Raw genomic sequence first — 16,841 nt, 5'->3', positions numbered from 1 at the left:
CGCCGAAAGGGGGCAAGAAAGGAGTGAACACCAATGGGCAAGCCCCTTGATACATACCGTTACCTCCGGAAAAGGCTCCGGGAACTCGGCATAGACCTCCCGTATTTTGCGGAGTTGATGGGATTCTCCGTCCAGCAAACAGTCTACGACCGTCTCTCCGGGAGAACCCCTTGGAAAATCCGAGAAATATATCAGGTCATGGACATCATCAAGGAACCTTATGAGCGAATTCCAGTGGTTTTCCCGCCAGATGGTGTGGAGTACAAGCAGAGAGGCCGCCCAAAAAGGGAGCGGCAGAAAAGCCCAAAAGAACTGCTCATCGAAGCGCTAGGCCTCATGGAGGCGGAAGAAAGGAAGGGAACAGCATGACACCCACAAAATTAACCGCCATCGGCTCGGCGCTCTTGCTGCTGTCTGGCGGCATGAGCGATGCAGGAGCCAGTCTAACCCACGTAATTGGGCTTGCTGCTTGTGGCCTTGGCTGCATTGTGGCGGCGCTGCTGATTTGGAGAGGAGAGGCGAAAAGATGATCTACCCCTGTATGGATTGCCCCAAGCACAACGAGTGTTGTGACCACGATAAATGCATCCACTACCGCAAAGCCAAGCAGGCAGCAGAGGAGCTCAAGCGCAAGGAGCGGGAGTGGAGGGATGACTACAACGCCAAAACCGTCATCGAGATAGAGAGGACGGAAAGAATCAGGAAAAGGAAAGGGAAATGAAGATGCAAGGCAAGTTGTTTCGTCCCGTGAAGTACAGGTATCTCCGCTTTCTGGCCAATCAGATGGGGTACAAAACGTCAGCCGAATTGGCAGAGGCCATCGGGATAACGACTGAAACCCTGCGGACCAGACTGAATGATGGGACGGCAAAGGGTGCAAGCAGGTGGCGGTTGGATGAGGTCTATCGGGTGATGGACATTCTCCGCGAACCGTTAGAAAACATTTATTTGATATTCCCGCGAGACGGGCGAGACAGCCCCGAGATGGCCCTGGAAATCGAGAAAGCCGCCCTCGATGGTGCAAACATCGAAGACGGCAGTGCAAAGAAAATCTACACCCACAGTATAGTCCGAGAAGGGGGAAAAGTCAATGTGTGAGATTTGCAGACAGGTGAACTGCCCTTCCGGCTGTCCCAATGCCCCTTTGGACGACTGGCCTCGCTGTGAGTGCTGCGGGCAGGATGCAGTCGGTCTTTTCGAGGGAAAAGCCCTTTGTGTCCGACACCTGGAGCAGTCGGCCTTCTCCCTTGCAGGAGCAGAAGACAGAAACGAGTTCTTGCAGGATCACTGGCAACAATTTTGTGGCTATCTGCGGGTTGTAGGAGGGAAAGCATTCCTTCTCTCTCGGGAGTACGATGTGGGAAGCCTGGTTGCCGATTTCTGCGAAGACTTTTTGGCGGAAACCTATTTTTTCTGGTTGTGCAACCACGGCCAGTTCGAGTATGAGACCATTTAAGGAGAGATAGAGATGGCGATTTTACAGCCGGCTGAAATGGATTTCAGCAATCAGAAATTTTCCATGATCATCAGCGGGAGCCCGGGGATTGGGAAGACCACACTGGCCCTCTCGGCGCCGGACCCGGTGCTCATCGACTTCGACAAGGGGGTTGCCCGGGTCAGGGCCGCTCACCGCAAAACCACCATCGAGGCAGATACATACGAAGAGGTGCTCAAAGACCTGGAAAGCCCGCAGGTAAAGGCCTGTCAGACCATTGTCATCGACACCGGCGGCAGCTTTGTCACCTACCTGCAGGACTGGGCCATGCGGGACAACCCCTCCCTCAACCGGCAGAAGAATGGAGCCATCTCCCTGAAAGGGTTTGGCGCGGTAAAGGCGGAATTTGTCCGGTTTACCAACTGGCTGAAATACACCCTGAACAAAAACATCATCTATGTTTTCCACACGGTGGAGCAGAGGGACGGAGACGTGACCCGGCAGAGGCTCCTCTGCGAAGGGGCGGCCCGGGACATCGTCTGGCAGCCCTGTGACCTGGGGTGCTTCATGCAGATGGTGGGGGATGACCGGCTGGTGGGGTTCACTCCGACTGAACAGTATTTTGCCAAGGGGTGCTATGGGGTGCAGGGTCTGCTGAAGCTGCCTCGACTGGACGACGGTGTCCCCAACGATTTTTTGGGCCGGCTCTTTGAGCGGGCCCGGGAGAATATCCGGCAGGAGGCGGCAGCCCATCGGGGAGAACAAGAAGCCTATGAGGCGGTCATGGAACAGGTGCGGGATCTGATCGAGGGAATCCGCGACCCTGCCACTGCCCTGGAAACAGCCCACCAGCTGAAGAAGCTCTCCCACCACCTCACCAGCGAACGAGAGGCCAAAGCCTTACTGGCGGCCAAAATCAAGGCCCTGGGGATGCACTGGGACAGGGAGGCAGGGGCCTATGTCAAGGAATAGGTTGCTACTGACCCAGTCACTCCTTTCGGCCTGGCTGTGGATGTACAAGGCCGGCGACCCAGAACGGGCACAGGAGGACTTTTTGAAGACCCTGCGCCGGCAGCCTACACCCCGAACAAAACCCATCCAGGACGGCATCCAATTTGAAAATCTGGTCGCCGCCTGGTGCGAAGGTGAGGAGCCGGAAGAGGGGCACAAGTGGGCAGAGGGGATTCGGCAGGTGGGACAAATTGTCCAAGGAGGAGCTTTTCAGGTGGCCGCCTATCGGGACATGGCCATTGACGGGATCCCATTCCTTCTCTACGGCCGTCTGGACGTCCTCAAGGCCGGGGAGATTTACGACATCAAATTCTCCCACAGCTACCGTCCGGGAAAATACCTAGACAGCCCTCAGCACCCCATGTATTTTGCCTGCTGCCCGGAGGTGGAGAGGTTCACCTATTTGGTGAGCAACGGGAGAGACCTGTATCGGGAGATCTACACCCGAAACGAGACCCCGGAAATTGAAACGATTGTAAAACCATTTGTTCAGTATTTGGAGTTTTCCGAGCTGGATGAACTGTACGCAGAAAAATGGAGGGCAAGAGACTGATGCCGAATATGGACTTTATGAACGCATATCAGAAGATCACCCGGCCGGGGGCCGACCGGCTGTTGGCTTGGCTGGAGACCACCGACTTCTTTACTGCCCCGGCATCCACCCGATTCCACGGCGCTTATCCTGGCGGGCTGTGCGAGCACAGCGTGAACGTTTACAAGCGACTTTGCGCCCTGGCGCCGGAAGAGACACCCGAAACCCTGGCCGTCTGCGGCCTACTCCACGACCTCTGTAAAGCCAATTTCTACAAGGTCAGCAGCCGCAACGTGAAGGATGAACAGACCGGCCGGTGGGAGAAGGTGCCCTTCTACCAGGTAGAGGATCAGTTCCCCTACGGCCACGGCGAGAAGTCAGTCTTTCTCATTGAACGGTTCATGCGCCTTAAGACCAGCGAAGCTCTGGCCATCCGATGGCACATGGGTGGCTTTGACGATGCGACTAAGGGTGGCAGTTACGCGGTTTCTACAGCCTTTGATCATTGCCCACTGGCAGTGAAGCTGCATCTGGCAGATATGGAAGCCACCTATCTAGACGAAAAGAGAGGAGAATAAAAATGAGTATTTTTGACGGATACCGCAGAGAAGAGAGCGCCCGGCTGGAGCCCGGAGATTACCGGGTGGCCATCACCGAGGTGGAGGAGACGGTGAGCAAAAGTGGTAACCCTATGCTGGTGGTGGCGGTACGGCCCAGCGGGTCGAACATCCGCATCAAACACTATATCGTAAAAAACGACTACTTCAACCGCAACCTGACCTCCCTCAAAGACAGCTTTGGCATTGCCGACGAGGACAACGAGATTTTGGGTTGGATAGGTGCAGCCGGTGCCGCCAGGTTGGCAGAAGACGATCGAGGGTACCTGAAGGTGCGGTGGTTTATCCACCGGGACAAACAAGGTACCCTCCCTCCTTGGGAAGGAGAGCAGCCCAGCCGCCAGCAGGTGCAGGGCTTTGAGGAACTGGCGGACGATGATGACCTGCCATTCTAATCATGCGTAGGAGGTATAGCGAAACCCAGGTAAAAGGGCGGCTGCAAGAGATGGGCGTCCTGGTGGACACCCGGGAGCAGGTGTGGGACCACATAGAAGACACCCTGGGGAAAAAGAAAATTCCTGTGCAGCGAGGGAAGCTTCCTTGCGGGGACTACACCGCTTTACTCCCCGACGAGCAGGGAGGGTTCTTGAGCCTGGAGGACGAGGTGGTCATCGAGCGCAAGGCCAACCTGGACGAGATCGCCGGAAACTTTACAGTAGACCGGCGGCGTTTTGAGGCGGAGTTCCTGCGGGCTAAAGCGGCAGGGGTGAAGGTGTTTCTGCTGGTGGAGAATGCCAGCTGGAGGAAGATATACTCCCATGATTACCGCAGCAAGATGGCCCCCAAGGCCCTGGCCGCCAGCCTGTTGGCATGGCAGGTGCGCTACGGTATCACCTTGCTTTTCTGCCAGCCGGAGGACAGCGGTCGAATCATCTACAGCACCCTTTACTATTGGGCCAAGGAACGATTGGAAGGCGGTGCAGCATGAGCACGGCGGAGGAGGTCAAGGCGCGGATCACGGTGCCCGAAGTGCTGCTCCGATACGGTCTCCCCACCTCCTCCAGGGGGCGGATACCTTGCCCCATCCATCAGGGGGAAGACCCCAACTTTGCCTACACAGACGGGCGGTTCCACTGCTTTGTCTGCGGGGCGGGGGGCTCGGTGATTGACCTGGTGATGGGCCTTTTTGGCATTACATATCCACAGGCACTGGTTCGATTAGACGAGGACTTCGGCCTGGGTCTTATGCGCGGGCAGAGGGACGAACGGACCAGAAGAAAGGCGGCAGAAGTCGCCCAAAAACGAGCCCAGGAGCGCCGCAGGAGAGAAGATGGGAAGAAGGTTTACCAGTCGCTGACAGCGGCCTTCTGCGCCGAAATCCGGGGCTTGAGGTTAGGAGAAGAGCGCCCTTCTCAATGGAATGGGGAGGGAGAACCGCCGGCCTTGCCGGCAAGTTGGGTAGAGGCCGCCCATCGGATCCCATACCTGGAGTACTGGCTGGAAGAGAACAGCAATTTTGAAAGATGGGAGGCGAACAGCCATCGAAGCCATTCAAATTCCCAATTACACTCGGGAGGACTACCTGGAGGGGACGGACCCCTATGAGTTCCTCTACCAATTTTATGACGACAAATTTGTGCTTGACAGGCTGCTCCAGCGGATGAGCGAACAGGCCCGGAAGGTGCGGGTCACCGGCTTTAAGAAAGCCTTTTCGGAGTACGTGAAAAAGCAGATGGCCCTTGCTCGGCCGGTGGGGATGGCTGTCACCCAGTTCGAGGGGCAGGAGGTGGAGTTGGACACTGGACCCTGGCAGGCGGACGAGTACGGCGTGACCATCAGCGAGGACTACCGGGAGGTGGTGGCCTGCAATCACCCTATCCTCCCGGTAATGCGGCTGGTGAACATCGACACCGGGGTGGAGAAGCTGGTGCTGGCCTTCCGCAAGGGGAAGCAGTGGCGCCACACCACGGCGGACAAGCGAACCCTGGCCAGCCGGCAGAGCATTCTTGAGCTGGCCAATGTAGGGGTGGCGGTGACTTCAGAATCGGCTGCCTACCTGGTGCGCTACCTTCACGACATCGAAGGGCTCAACTACGATCAGATCCCAGAAAAACAGAGCGTGGGAAGACTGGGGTGGATCGGCGAAGAGGGTTTCTCGCCCTATGTGTCCGAACTGGTCTTTGACGGAGATGCCAACTTCCGCAGCTTTTTTGAGAGCGTCAAGGCCAGAGGATCACTGGAAGAGTGGCTCGACTTGGCACGACAGGTGCGGGCAGCGGAGGGGATCACTGCGCGAATCGTGCTGGCGGCGTCTTTCGCCAGTGTGCTGGTGGGTCCGCTGGGGTGCCTGCCTTTCTTTGTCCACCTCTGGGGCGGAACCGAGGCGGGCAAGACCGTAGGGCTGATGCTGGCCGCCTCGGTATGGGCCAATCCGGAGATGGGAAAGTATATCCACACCTTCAACTCTACCGCCGTAGGGCGGGAGCGGTCAGCAGCATTCTGCAACTCTCTGCCCCTGATTCTCGATGAGCTCCAGATCGCCAAGGACAAGAAGGAGTTTGACAAGGACATCTACATGCTCTCCGAAGGGGTGGGGCGAACCAGAGGCAACCGCTCCGGCGGCACTGATCAGACCCCTACCTGGCAAAACTGTATCCTCACGTCGGGAGAAATGCCCATTACCGGCGCATCTTCTGGCGGAGGAGCGGTCAACCGAATCGTAGAGGTGGAGTGCCGGGAACGGCTGTTTTCCGACCCGCGCGGAGTGGCCAACACCGCCAAGCGCCACTATGGCCATGCCGGCCGGCTGTTTGTGCAGCGGCTGACAGAGGGTGGGGTTGAGGAGGCAGAGGGCCTTTTCAACCGGTTTTCGTCGGCTCTGCGGGAGAACGACACAACCGAGAAACAGGCCATGGCTGCCGCTCTCATCCTGACGGCCGACCAACTGGCCACCCACTGGCTTTTCGAGGATGGGCGAGCTCTCTCTTTAGAGGACATCTCCGAGTTCCTCCGCACCCGGGCCAGTGTAGACCAGAACGGCCGCTGCTACGATTTTCTCTGTGAGTATGTGGTGCAAAATCGCCACCGCTTCTGCGGGGAGAGTGAGCAGAATGAGGTTTGGGGTGCAGTTGACCGCGGGAGGGCGTACATCGTCCGCAGCGTCTTCAACCGCATCTGTCAGGATGAGGGATATAGCCCTCGTGCATTCCTCAGCTGGGCGAAGTCAGCAGGAAAAATTGAAGTCGGGAGCAAGGGGTTTGACATGACCAAGCGAATCAACAGGGCCCCATGCCACTGTGTGGTGTTGGTTTTGCCGGAGGAAGATGAGATCGGAAACGACCTTTTGTCGGAAGAATAAGGAGTTGTGCGACTTATGTGCGACTTTGGATATTAGAACAAATCGCATGGTTATGCGGTTGTGCGAAATGTGCGACTTGTGCGACGTTTTAGACATACCCCCTAATAGAAAAGAATTTTTTGTTCATTTTAATTCTTTATCACTTTAGCATAACAAAAAACGTAAAATCCCTATATAGCAAAATTCGCGGAAAAAGTCGCACAGTCGCACAACGCTTTAAAAATCGCATAGGTAAGCCAAAAAAACCGTGCGACCACAAGTCGCACACAGTCGCACAGGTCGCACAAAGGAGGCACAGATGAAGTTTCGAGAAATTGAGCGCGATGCATCCGCCGGCGGAAAATACCCCCATCGCGGAAGCCTGTCGCAACAGGCCTGCTTTCTGGCCCTGCGGTGCCTCTACGGCGAATGGCGGGCTGGACGGATCACCAAAGAACAGGCCCAACAGGAGAGAAGAACACTAGAAAGTACATATCTGCGAGCTGTAGAAGACGAGAAGCGGCAGGCGGCCTGTTTGGCGCAATACCAGGAGAATCTGCGAAAGTTAGGGGAGGGGTTGAGTCAACTGGTCAGGAGTGCCCAGGAAGGGGAAAGCACAGAAAGCTTGCTAGAACTGTCATTGGATTGCCTCTCACGGATGACGGGGGAACAAGTCACCAAAAAGGCAGTGTTGGAAGGGGTGAGAATGGGATGCGTGAGTTTGCCCAATACCTGATCATGCTGTTGGCCCTGCTCACCATACAGCGGCCAGCGACTGCCGCCGAACCCAGATTGCCGGAGCCAATGATGGCTCACGTAGAATCTCAACAGCGAATTTTCGCCGGTGAGTTTGCGGTCTACGCCTACTGCACCGAGCAGTACCCCCACATCTGCGGGGGCAACCCCACCACCGCCAGCGGGGATCCAGTGGCGCCAGGGGTGACCGTGGCCGCAGACCCCGACGTGATGCCGCTGGGCACCCGCATCTACATAGATGGCATCGGGGAGAGGGTGGTACAGGACACCGGCGGGGCAATCAAGGGGCACAAGATTGACCTGGCGGTAGAGAGCCACCAGGAGGCGGTGGAGTTTGGATGCAAAACCGCAAAAATATATATTTTGGAGGGCTAAGCCGATGAATGACATAATCAGACGCGCCCTGGTGGGCGACCGAGAGGCGCAGGAGGAGTGCACCAAGCAGGGGATTGTACTGCCGTGCCCGTTTTGCGGGGGAGAAGCAGAACTAAAACAACTGAGTGGCAGATGGGCGGTGTGCTGCAAGACACACTGCGTGGGTACTAAGATATATGGCAATAAGAACAAAGCCCTTACCGCCTGGAACACCCGCCAGGCTCCACCGAGAGAGGAGGCAGACCATGAGGCTGATTGATGCAGACACCGTCTGCAAAAAACTTGAGGGATATGCAAGAGACTGCGAGGAAGCAGATGACCGGGTGGCGGGAGGGGTGTTCCTGGACGCAATTAGTGAGATACAAGACGCCCCCACCATAGACCCCAAAGACTTGCAACCGCACGGTCATTGGATTGAGCACCCCACCGGTGGGCTGGTCTGCTCTCACTGCCACAGGTACAAGCCGGACGAATGGCGGAGCATGTGCTGTCCCAACTGCGGCGCGAGGATGAGGGAGGAAATGTAAAGTATGCAGCTAATCAGCAAGAGCGACCTGCTAAAGTGTATGGACGAAAGTGAGCCATACGACGAGCATGAAGACTGCCATTGCGAATGGCTCCAATGGAGGACGGTGGTTGCGAGATTCCCATCTATTAGTGTCAAAAATACAGTTGGAAGACGAGTTAAAGGGGGAAGCATAATGGATAAAAACGATAGACTGACCGCACCCAAACGAGCAATCGAAAAATGGGGGAAAGAGGCCCAAATCCGCCAATGTATGGAAGAATGCGCTGAACTGATCCAGGCCCTCAACAAGTACCTGCGGGCCGAAGGGTCAAAAGACATCTACCTGACCGAAGAGGCCATGGTCCACGCCAGGAAGGAAATAGCAGACGTATCCGTTATGCTGGACCAGATGGAGGAGATATTCGGCGATAGTTGGGATGAGTACCTGGCGGCCACTGATCACCTGGTCGAGTTGCTGGCGGATGGAAAGGGCGAGCAGTGAAAGCCCGCGTCCACCGCATCACCAAGGAGCAGCAGGTCGCCGAAAGGGCCGTCCGCCAAACAGTCAAGCAGATGCTGCTGGCGGTGAGGGCGGAGGGTTTCGGACAGGCCCGGCTCGAACGTGTACTTATGACCTGGGCGGAGATTGCCTCCCGCTGTGCGGACGACCCAGACCAATTGCTGGTGGTTGACCATGAGTTGCGGGAGGCTGGGGTCTGGTTGAGATTGGAGGAGATGTTTTGACCAAGAGGGAACTGTCACAGCTATACTATCTCAACCGCGAAATCGAGCAGGAAAAGCGCCGCCTCGGAGAGTTGGAAGCCGCCGCACAGAACATCTCCCCTAAAATTACTGGTTTGCCGCACGTAGGCGGAATATCTGACAAGACCGCCATAGCCGCCGAAATAGCCGACTGTAGGGCTATTATCGAGGGGAAAATCAAGGCATCAATCGCTGAATACAACCGGCTGAATCGGTACATTGCCGGGGTGAACGACTGCCTGATGCGGCAAATCCTTAGCTTACGGTACATCAATGGGTTTTCATGGGCAGCGGTGGCCCTCCACATCGGCGGAGGAAATACGGCAGACGGCGTGAGGGTGGCGCACGACCGCTTTCTTCATCAATAATCTGTTCGTTTTGTTCGGTTCATAGTGGTAAAATAATTATAGTGATTCAAGTGAGGATGGACGCGCGCCTTGCTTGGACACAATGGCCGGAGCGCGACGGCCTTGTTAATCAGCCCACCGCAGTAACCTCCCCAACATCTGGGGACAGGCGAGACGGCGGGTTTTATGGGCGGGCTGTCTGCATGAGGACGGCTTGCCCACCAATTGCCAAAGCTGGCAGAGCGCAGGGTCATAGACCCGCCAGCAGGCCCCTACTCCATGGGAACTGGGGAGCGGCACCGGCTACAATGATTGGTGCAACCAACTTGCCTGCCCAGTCGAAGCCCTGCGTCCCTACGTGGGGTATTTAGTAGGCTGGGTGGGCCGAAGATTCAAGCCTGCACCTGACGGTGTGGGCTTTTTCGCGCCCATTTTTGGGCAACGGGTGTGCCAGTGCAAGCGAATCGCATAGGTGCTGGAGGGTGGGTTTGGGGAGACGGGAGAAGGGAGGCCGGGGTGGCAAAAGGAAAATACGAAGAATGGCTAACCCCGGAGGGCCTTGTATGCCTCGAGGGATGGGCCAGAGACGGACTTACGGACGAGGACATTGCGGGGAAAATCGGGATTGCAAGAACCACGCTGTATGCCTGGAAAAACAGATACAGCGACATTTCTGACGCCCTAAAAAAGGGGAAAGAAGTCGTTGACTATCAGGTAGAAAACGCGCTGCTCTATAAGGCGTTGGCGGGAGACGTAACCGCGCAGATTTTCTGGCTGAAAAACCGGCGGCCTGGCAAGTGGAGAGACAAACTGATTGAACCGGGGGCAGAGGGGGGCGTGCAGATTGTCGACAATATCCCTGGATAAGGTAATCGCCCCCGCCTTTTACCCTATCCACGCGGCCATTCGCAAAGGGGAGGCCCAAGAGGTTGTCTTGGCGGGCGGGCGAGGCAGTCTCAAAAGCAGCACCGCGTCCCTTGAGGTCTGGCTTACCCTCCTGCGGCGCCCGGACTGCCATGCGGTAGTCCTCCGCAAGGTGGGAAACACCCTCCGCAACAGCGTCTACGCGCAGATGATGTGGGCGGCAGATGTGCTGGGGATTACGCCATACTGCAAGGCCACGGTTTCGCCAATGGAGATCATCTACACCCTAACTGGGCAGAAGGTCATGTTTTTCGGGCTGGATGACCCTGGAAAGGTCAAGTCCATCAAGATGCAGCGAGGGTATGTTGGCATCGTCTGGTTTGAGGAACTTGACCAATTTGCGGGCCCGGAGGAAATACGCAACGTGGAGCAGTCGGTGCTTCGTGGCGGGCCTTTCTCGCTGACCCTGAAATCTTTCAACCCGCCGGCGGCGGCCAGAAATTGGGCCAACCGCTATGTGCTTGAGAACAAGCCGGGCAAGCTGGCCCACCACTCCACCTACCTGACGACCCCTACCGAATGGCTGGGGCAAAGATTTCTCGATGATGCTGCGCATTTGGAAAATACCAACCCCATCAAGTACCGACATGAGTATTTGGGTGAGGTGGTGGGTAACGGCACTCAAGTATTTGACAATCTCCACCTTGAGCCAATCTCGGTCGACCAAATCAAGCATTTTGACCGCATCTACAATGGCGTTGACTGGGGCTGGTACCCAGACCCATGGGCATTCAATCGGATGCACTACGACGCTGGGCGCCGGGTGCTCTACATATTTGGCGAGGAGGAGCGGCAGAAGGTGCGAAACCAGGAAACGGCAGAGATTGTCAAGAAGTGGATTGACCCGGACGAAATAGTCACCGCAGACAGTGCAGAAAACAAGAGCTGTGATGATTATCGGGCATTTGGAGTGCGTTGCCGAGAGGCGGAGAAGGGGCCGGGCAGCGTGGCCTACTCTATGAAGTGGCTGCAAGGGCTGTCCGCCATTTGCATTGACCCGGAAAGATGCCCCAGGACAGCCCGGGAGTTTGCGGAATACGAATACACGACTACCAAGGACGGGGAGCCCACGAACGAATACCCGGACGCGGACAATCACCACATAGACGCCGTACGGTATGCAATGGAAAGAGTTTGGAGGAGGCGGGGCAGATGAAGAAACTGAAAATATGGATTTTTAAGCGATTCCTGCCCGAGTGGTGCCGGGGAGACCTACTTCGCCAGCTGGCCGAGAAGGAGATGGAGATTCGGGATCTGAAGCGCCAGCTCTCCGACAAAGAGGCCTATATAGAGGGGCTGCACGACGGAATGAAGATGGCTGGAAGACTGACAAAACGAGTGGGAAGGAGGGCGGCGGATGAAGGGGTCGCTGATTGAGCAGGCGCTAAACTGCAAGGACGTCACTTCTGCCGAGATGCAGGCGGCAATCGGAGACTGGCTGAACCTCTACTACAGAACCCGAGAGGACGAGGAGACCAGGGAAGACCCATGCCAGAGAATGGCATACGCAGTGGTGAACAAGCTGCAAAAGACCATTTTTGGAGAGTATTCCGCCAGCCTCAAGGGGAATGATGAGGCGGCGCAGAGATGGCTTGAAGCTGCCGACCGGGTGAAAAAGAGAGCCATGCAAAATATGCTATCTGCCGGAGACGCCTACATCAAGCCGGTGCCGATGGGCGGAGGAATCCATTACTCGGTTGTCCGCCGGGACTGCTACGTGGTGCTGTCCAGAGACGACCAAGGAAACGATACCAGTGTTGGGATGCTGGAAATCACCGAGGAGGCCGGAAAAGTCTACACCCTGGTAGAGCGCCGCACTGTGGGGCCAGATGGCCGTCTCACAATTGACTACAAGCTGTTCCGCAGTTACACCCGTGGGGAGCTGGGAAGCCCGGTAAGCCTCCATTCGCTCGCGAAATATGGAGGCTTAGAGGAGAGCCACACCTACCGGACGCCCATGGGGCTGGGGATGGCAAAGCTGCACTCCCCGGCAGATAATTGTGTGGATGGGTCGACAGATGGGGTCGCGGTATACGCCCCTGCGGCAGCTCTCATCCACCGCATTGACCGCAACGAATGGCAGCTCGGACGAGAGTTTGAGCACGGCCGGTCTCGTATCATCGCCAGCGAGGATATGCTGGCGAGGGACAGAAAGGGGAACAAGCGGCTGGAAGACGACGTTTTCCTGGCTGTAGATGACAGTACAAAGAATGTCGGCGTGACCGTATTTTCGCCGGCCCTCCGGGAACAGAGCTATCTTGCCCGAAAAAATGAATACCTGCGAAACATCGAAACTGCTATCGGGATGAAGCGCGGAATTCTTTCCGAGGTGGAGGCGTCCGAGCGGACGGCGACAGAAATCACCTCGAGCGAAGGGGATTACAACCTCACCATCATCGACCTACAGCAGGCATGGGAAGAGACCCTACGGGAATTGCTCCGAGTAAGCGCAGCTGTCGCCAAGGAGTACAGATTGCCGGGCGGAACGGACAGGTGGAACCCTGACAACTTGGTGATTGACTGGGGCGATGGCGTCCTCTATAACCGAGACCGCACCTGGGGAGAGTACCAGCAGATGGTTGCCGCAGGGATGCTCCGGCCCGAGATTGCTCTGGCGTGGTATTTTGGGGAGAAGTGGAAGGCAGAAAAAGACCTCGAAAAAATCGCCAAAAAATATATGCCGGAAATGGAGGCGCTGCTTGTCGAAGGTGAAGAAATGCCTCCGCAAAAGGGATAGGGGTGAGCGCCAATGCTGACCCCGAAACAAATTAAAGGGCTACAGGATGCCGCCGAGAAGACGGTCGACCCAATTGCCGAATTCTTGCTGCGGGACATCGCCCGGCGAGTGTCGGAGGCCGGGCAGCTCACCAGTACTGCCGCATACCAGACCTGGAAAGTTCAGGAGTTGGGCATAAGCCAGAAGCAGGTAAAGAAGGAACTCCAGAAAATCCTCAAGGTGAGTGCGGCGGATGCGGAAAAACTCATGCAGCAATCGGCGGAGGTTGGCTACCGCTTCGATCTTTCACGCCTGCCTACAGCGGCAGCTATCCCATTTGCCGCGAATGCAACTCTTCAGCAACAGCTCAAGGTGGCAAAGCGGCTTGCCAAAAAGGATTTTTCCAACTTGACCCAGACCCTGGGAATGGTTGGGCCAGATGGAAAAGTGTACCCTCTACAAAAAGCGTACCACAAGGCCACGGATTTTGCCTTTAAGCAGGTATTTACGGGCGCGTCCGATTACAACACCGCCGTCCGCAATGCCTGCCGGAATCTCGCAAAATACGGGGTTCGGGTGATTGACTATGAAAGCGGTGTCACCACCAAGTTAGAGGCGGCAATACGGCGAAATATCATGGGCGGAATTGGCCTCATGCAGGAGCAGATCAGCCAAGAGACCCACGATCGCATGGGGGCCACTGGGTGGGAAATCAGCGCCCACCCAGACAGCGCCCCAGACCATGAACCGTACCAGGGCCGGCAGTATTCGGATGCCGAGTACAAACGGATCAACGACAACCTCAATCGCCGAATTGGGACGCTCAACTGTGGGCATATCGCCTACCCGGTCATTTTGGGCGTAAGCGCTCCCGTCTACTCCGAGGCGGAGTTACAGGAGATGCAGGAGCAGAACCAGAAGGGCATCACCTACCAGGGTAGACACTACAGCCTGTACGAGGCGAGCCAGAAGCAGCGCCAAATCGAGCGGGCCATGCGGTCGCAGAAAAACTACATACTGACGGCAGAAGGCGCGGGAGACGCAGATGCGAAGCTAGCCCATCAAATCAAATTGAAGCGGTTGGAAAGCGAGTACAAGAAGTTTTCGTCTGCCGCCGGTCTTACCACCCAGAAGGAACGAGCGTGGGTCGCTGGATGGGGTAAGAAAGAGGCGGCGGAGGCCTCGAAGGCGGTGCGCAAAAATATTGAAAAATATCGGCAGTACAGGTACAATGAAGATGGAACCATAATTGTAACGGATGACTGGAAGGAAAAAGAAAAGCCATCTATCCCCAAGGTGTACCGCCCTCACGCTGTCATTGAAAGCAAGATCAAGTACAGAAGCGGCAAGATACAGATAGACCGAAGTATCTACGATAGCGAGGGGATGCTCAAACGTCAAGTCCATTCGTCGGACCACAGCAGGCCTAAGCAACATAGGTTTGGAGAGGATAGGACTGAACCATATCATGTGCACGAATACACATGGGGAGAAGATGGGGTGCTGGAAGAGAGAACGACAAGGTCTCTTACAGACGAAGAGAAAATAGAGAACGCGGACTTGCTAGGAGGAGGTAAGGGTGGATAGAAAGAAAGTTGAACAGTGGCTTTTGGTAAATGAACCTGCCTTCCAGTATGGTGGGAAACAGTACTCTGTCTGCTCTGTGGATGGGATGTATTACACCTGGAATTCCGATGGAGAAGAGGAAGATTTTTCGGGAGTTGATAACTTGTTGGACAACTGGATGGTTGGAGGCAAGCGATTTAAGGATATTTTGGATGAGATAATGTGAACCACCTGTTTCTACGGGTGGTTTTTTCATGCCATGAAAGGAGGCGATGCTGCCGGTAAGTGCAGAAATAGAACCAAAAGAGCAGGCCGAAAAGGGCCTGCTATTATTTTACCCCCGGCCCAGGGGACAAAAGAACGGGCGCCGCAAAACGGGGGCTGGCCCGAAAAAAAGGACAGCGGAGGAAGGAAAGCGATGCTTGAGTTTTTGAAGGAAATTTTGGGAGACGGCTATACCGCCGAAATTGACCAGAAAATCAGTGCCGAGATTGGTAAGCGATTTGTCGGCCGGGATGACTACAACAGCAAGAACGAGGCGGTCAAGGCTCTGAAAGCCCAACTGGGCGAAGCGACAAAAGCCATCCAGGAGATGCAGGAGCAGGGCAAGGACATTGAGGCGGTCAGAAAATCTGCTCAAGAGTGGGAGGAAAAGTACAAGGCAGCCCAAAAAGAAGCGGAGCAGAAGGTTGCCGAAGTACAGTTCCAATCCATACTTGACCGGGCGATTGGAAGAGCGAGGGGGCGAAACACCAAGGCCATTGCCGCGCTGTTGGACATGGAGGAATTGAAGTCCAGCAAGAACCAAGAGCACGACGTAGAGGCGGCCCTGTCCGCCCTGAAAGAAGAAAACGGGTATCTCTTTGAGGAAGAGGAAACACCGCCCTCCATTGCTACAGGCACAGGAAGCGTCCAGGCAAATGGAGGGGACGCCGATGAGGCAGTCTTGCGCGCGGCGTTTGGGCTGCCCAATGAATAGGAGGAAATAAGAAAATGGCAAACAACATTAAACTTGCGCAGAAATTCGTACCCATGCTGGACGAGGTCTACAAGCTGGCGTCTCTGACGGCCAAGCTGGACGGCAACCCCGATTTGGTGAGAGAGGGGGCGAACGCAAACGAGCTCGTTATCCCCATGCTGGATATGCAGGGGCTTGGCGACTACAGTCGCAATGATGGGTACGTGAACGGCGATGTCACCCTCACCAACGAGACCGTCAAATGCAACTACGACCGGGGCCGGATGTTCACCGTTGACACAATGGACAATATGGAGACCGCCGGAATTGCTTTTGGGCGGCTGGCCGGTGAATTTGTCCGCACCAAAGTTGTGCCCGAACTGGACGCTTTCCGCTTCGCCTGCTATGCCGGAAAAGATGGAATTTCCAAGGTGAGTACCGGCGCGACCCTTGCAGACGGCGCCGCCGTTTTGCAGGCTCTGCGGGTGGCGGTCGACAAGATGGACGAGGACGAAGTCCCCGATACTGATCGACATCTGTTCATCACTCCCACTCTGTATGGGATGATTCGAGATTTGGACACCACCAAAAGCAAGGAAGTTCTGGCGGCGTTTTCGTCTGTTACCAAGGTGCCGCAGAGCCGATTCTATACGGCAATCGAACTCAAGAGCGGGAAAACCGGCCAGGAGGCTGGCGGGTATGCCAAGGCATCTGGCGCTGCAGATATTAACTTTTTGATTGTCCACAAGCCGGCCTTGATTCAGTTCGAGAAGCACGTTGCCCCCAAAATCATCGACGCCGCTGTGAACCAGAACGGAGACGGCTACAAATTCGGCTACCGCAATGTCGGGATTGCCGACGCATACAAAAACAAGTTGGCCGGCATCTACCTGCATCATAAGGCCACTGCGTAGGAGGCGCGAAATGGGTAAAATCGTTGGCTTGATATTCCCTGAAAAGGAAGAGGGGTTCTCGTGCCCCATCTGCGGGAAGGAATATAAATCCGCCAAGGGCCTTGAAAACCACATGGAAAAGGAGCACCAGGACGGTAAGTAAG

28 protein-coding genes are annotated in these 16,841 nt (G+C 55.9%); all 28 read left to right on the top strand.

Annotation, left to right across the window (positions count from 1 at the left end; genetic code table 11):
• Window positions 1-33: 33 nt before the first annotated feature.
• The 28 genes from GT748_RS09365 to GT748_RS09230 all read left to right on the top strand — a co-directional run bounded on the left by GT748_RS09365 (window position 34) and on the right by GT748_RS09230 (window position 16,840).
• Window positions 34-369, top strand: coding sequence for a hypothetical protein (locus tag GT748_RS09365; protein WP_021661130.1), 336 nt, complete (start codon window positions 34-36; stop codon window positions 367-369).
• Window positions 366-530, top strand: coding sequence for a hypothetical protein (locus GT748_RS09360; protein ID WP_161213426.1), 165 nt, complete (start codon window positions 366-368; stop codon window positions 528-530). The genes GT748_RS09365 and GT748_RS09360 overlap by 4 nt, the downstream gene beginning before the upstream one ends.
• Window positions 527-721, top strand: a complete 195-nt coding sequence (locus GT748_RS09355; RefSeq protein WP_161213427.1) for a hypothetical protein — start codon at window positions 527-529, stop codon at window positions 719-721. The genes GT748_RS09360 and GT748_RS09355 overlap by 4 nt, the downstream gene beginning before the upstream one ends.
• Window positions 718-1,098 carry a hypothetical protein gene (locus tag GT748_RS09350; RefSeq protein ID WP_161213428.1) on the top strand — a complete coding sequence of 127 codons (381 nt, stop codon included), beginning with the start codon at window positions 718-720 and terminating at the stop codon, window positions 1,096-1,098. Before GT748_RS09355 ends, GT748_RS09350 begins: the two co-directional genes overlap by 4 nt.
• Window positions 1,091-1,456, top strand: coding sequence for a hypothetical protein (locus tag GT748_RS09345; protein ID WP_161213429.1), 366 nt, complete (start codon window positions 1,091-1,093; stop codon window positions 1,454-1,456). The genes GT748_RS09350 and GT748_RS09345 overlap by 8 nt, the downstream gene beginning before the upstream one ends.
• A gap of 12 nt (window positions 1,457-1,468) precedes the next feature.
• The gene (locus GT748_RS09340) at window positions 1,469-2,407 is read left to right on the top strand and encodes an ATP-binding protein (RefSeq protein ID WP_161213430.1); all 939 of its coding nucleotides are present in this window, start codon (window positions 1,469-1,471) and stop codon (window positions 2,405-2,407) included.
• On the top strand, window positions 2,394-2,999 hold the full coding sequence (locus GT748_RS09335) for a hypothetical protein (RefSeq protein WP_161213431.1): 606 nt from the start codon (window positions 2,394-2,396) through the stop codon (window positions 2,997-2,999). Before GT748_RS09340 ends, GT748_RS09335 begins: the two co-directional genes overlap by 14 nt.
• Window positions 2,999-3,556 carry an HD domain-containing protein gene (locus GT748_RS09330; RefSeq protein WP_154669025.1) on the top strand — a complete coding sequence of 186 codons (558 nt, stop codon included), beginning with the start codon at window positions 2,999-3,001 and terminating at the stop codon, window positions 3,554-3,556. Before GT748_RS09335 ends, GT748_RS09330 begins: the two co-directional genes overlap by 1 nt.
• A gap of 2 nt (window positions 3,557-3,558) precedes the next feature.
• Window positions 3,559-3,990: a DUF669 domain-containing protein gene (locus GT748_RS09325; RefSeq protein ID WP_161213432.1), complete on the top strand. Its 432-nt coding sequence runs from the start codon at window positions 3,559-3,561 to the stop codon at window positions 3,988-3,990.
• Window positions 3,991-4,040: 50 nt separating this feature from the next.
• The gene (locus GT748_RS09320) at window positions 4,041-4,523 is read left to right on the top strand and encodes an ERCC4 domain-containing protein (protein WP_161213433.1); all 483 of its coding nucleotides are present in this window, start codon (window positions 4,041-4,043) and stop codon (window positions 4,521-4,523) included.
• Window positions 4,406-5,140 (top strand): CHC2 zinc finger domain-containing protein, encoded by a 735-nt coding sequence (locus GT748_RS16015; RefSeq protein ID WP_368034535.1) that lies wholly within the window; start codon window positions 4,406-4,408, stop codon window positions 5,138-5,140. The genes GT748_RS09320 and GT748_RS16015 overlap by 118 nt, the downstream gene beginning before the upstream one ends.
• Entirely contained in the window at window positions 5,052-6,893 is a 1,842-nt protein-coding gene (locus tag GT748_RS09310; protein ID WP_161213435.1) for a DUF927 domain-containing protein, read from the top strand. Before GT748_RS16015 ends, GT748_RS09310 begins: the two co-directional genes overlap by 89 nt.
• 298 nt (window positions 6,894-7,191) lie before the next feature.
• Window positions 7,192-7,608, top strand: coding sequence for a hypothetical protein (locus GT748_RS09305; protein ID WP_161213436.1), 417 nt, complete (start codon window positions 7,192-7,194; stop codon window positions 7,606-7,608).
• Window positions 7,584-8,003, top strand: a complete 420-nt coding sequence (locus tag GT748_RS09300; protein WP_161213437.1) for a 3D domain-containing protein — start codon at window positions 7,584-7,586, stop codon at window positions 8,001-8,003. The genes GT748_RS09305 and GT748_RS09300 overlap by 25 nt, the downstream gene beginning before the upstream one ends.
• A gap of 4 nt (window positions 8,004-8,007) precedes the next feature.
• On the top strand, window positions 8,008-8,262 hold the full coding sequence (locus tag GT748_RS16010; protein ID WP_161213438.1) for a Lar family restriction alleviation protein: 255 nt from the start codon (window positions 8,008-8,010) through the stop codon (window positions 8,260-8,262).
• Entirely contained in the window at window positions 8,249-8,530 is a 282-nt protein-coding gene (locus GT748_RS09290; protein ID WP_161213439.1) for a hypothetical protein, read from the top strand. Before GT748_RS16010 ends, GT748_RS09290 begins: the two co-directional genes overlap by 14 nt.
• A gap of 174 nt (window positions 8,531-8,704) precedes the next feature.
• Window positions 8,705-9,013: a hypothetical protein gene (locus tag GT748_RS09285; RefSeq protein WP_161213440.1), complete on the top strand. Its 309-nt coding sequence runs from the start codon at window positions 8,705-8,707 to the stop codon at window positions 9,011-9,013.
• Window positions 9,010-9,255, top strand: a complete 246-nt coding sequence (locus GT748_RS09280; RefSeq protein WP_161213441.1) for a hypothetical protein — start codon at window positions 9,010-9,012, stop codon at window positions 9,253-9,255. The genes GT748_RS09285 and GT748_RS09280 overlap by 4 nt, the downstream gene beginning before the upstream one ends.
• Complete coding sequence (locus GT748_RS09275; protein ID WP_161213442.1) at window positions 9,252-9,641, top strand: hypothetical protein; 390 nt, start codon at window positions 9,252-9,254, stop codon at window positions 9,639-9,641. The genes GT748_RS09280 and GT748_RS09275 overlap by 4 nt, the downstream gene beginning before the upstream one ends.
• 495 nt (window positions 9,642-10,136) lie before the next feature.
• Window positions 10,137-10,487 (top strand): helix-turn-helix domain-containing protein, encoded by a 351-nt coding sequence (locus tag GT748_RS09270; protein ID WP_161213443.1) that lies wholly within the window; start codon window positions 10,137-10,139, stop codon window positions 10,485-10,487.
• The gene (locus GT748_RS09265) at window positions 10,465-11,700 is read left to right on the top strand and encodes a PBSX family phage terminase large subunit (RefSeq protein WP_161213444.1); all 1,236 of its coding nucleotides are present in this window, start codon (window positions 10,465-10,467) and stop codon (window positions 11,698-11,700) included. Before GT748_RS09270 ends, GT748_RS09265 begins: the two co-directional genes overlap by 23 nt.
• On the top strand, window positions 11,697-11,921 hold the full coding sequence (locus GT748_RS09260; RefSeq protein ID WP_161213445.1) for a hypothetical protein: 225 nt from the start codon (window positions 11,697-11,699) through the stop codon (window positions 11,919-11,921). Before GT748_RS09265 ends, GT748_RS09260 begins: the two co-directional genes overlap by 4 nt.
• Complete coding sequence (locus GT748_RS09255; protein ID WP_161213446.1) at window positions 11,902-13,281, top strand: phage portal protein; 1,380 nt, start codon at window positions 11,902-11,904, stop codon at window positions 13,279-13,281. Before GT748_RS09260 ends, GT748_RS09255 begins: the two co-directional genes overlap by 20 nt.
• Window positions 13,282-13,293: 12 nt before the next feature.
• Window positions 13,294-14,847, top strand: coding sequence for a phage minor capsid protein (locus GT748_RS09250; RefSeq protein WP_161213447.1), 1,554 nt, complete (start codon window positions 13,294-13,296; stop codon window positions 14,845-14,847).
• Entirely contained in the window at window positions 14,840-15,052 is a 213-nt protein-coding gene (locus tag GT748_RS09245) for a hypothetical protein (RefSeq protein ID WP_161213448.1), read from the top strand. Before GT748_RS09250 ends, GT748_RS09245 begins: the two co-directional genes overlap by 8 nt.
• A gap of 192 nt (window positions 15,053-15,244) precedes the next feature.
• Window positions 15,245-15,805, top strand: coding sequence for a phage scaffolding protein (locus tag GT748_RS09240; protein WP_161213449.1), 561 nt, complete (start codon window positions 15,245-15,247; stop codon window positions 15,803-15,805).
• 14 nt (window positions 15,806-15,819) lie between these two features.
• Window positions 15,820-16,698 (top strand): hypothetical protein, encoded by an 879-nt coding sequence (locus GT748_RS09235; protein ID WP_161213450.1) that lies wholly within the window; start codon window positions 15,820-15,822, stop codon window positions 16,696-16,698.
• Between the two features lie 10 nt (window positions 16,699-16,708).
• The gene (locus tag GT748_RS09230; protein WP_161213451.1) at window positions 16,709-16,840 is read left to right on the top strand and encodes a C2H2-type zinc finger protein; all 132 of its coding nucleotides are present in this window, start codon (window positions 16,709-16,711) and stop codon (window positions 16,838-16,840) included.
• Window position 16,841 lies beyond the last annotated feature (1 nt).

The organism is Bittarella massiliensis (ex Durand et al. 2017), from assembly GCF_009876955.1.
GTDB lineage: Bacteria > Bacillota > Clostridia > Oscillospirales > Ruminococcaceae > Bittarella > Bittarella massiliensis.
Note: the sequence above shows the minus strand (reverse complement) of the source record. Positions and strands in the feature narration are given on the sequence as shown.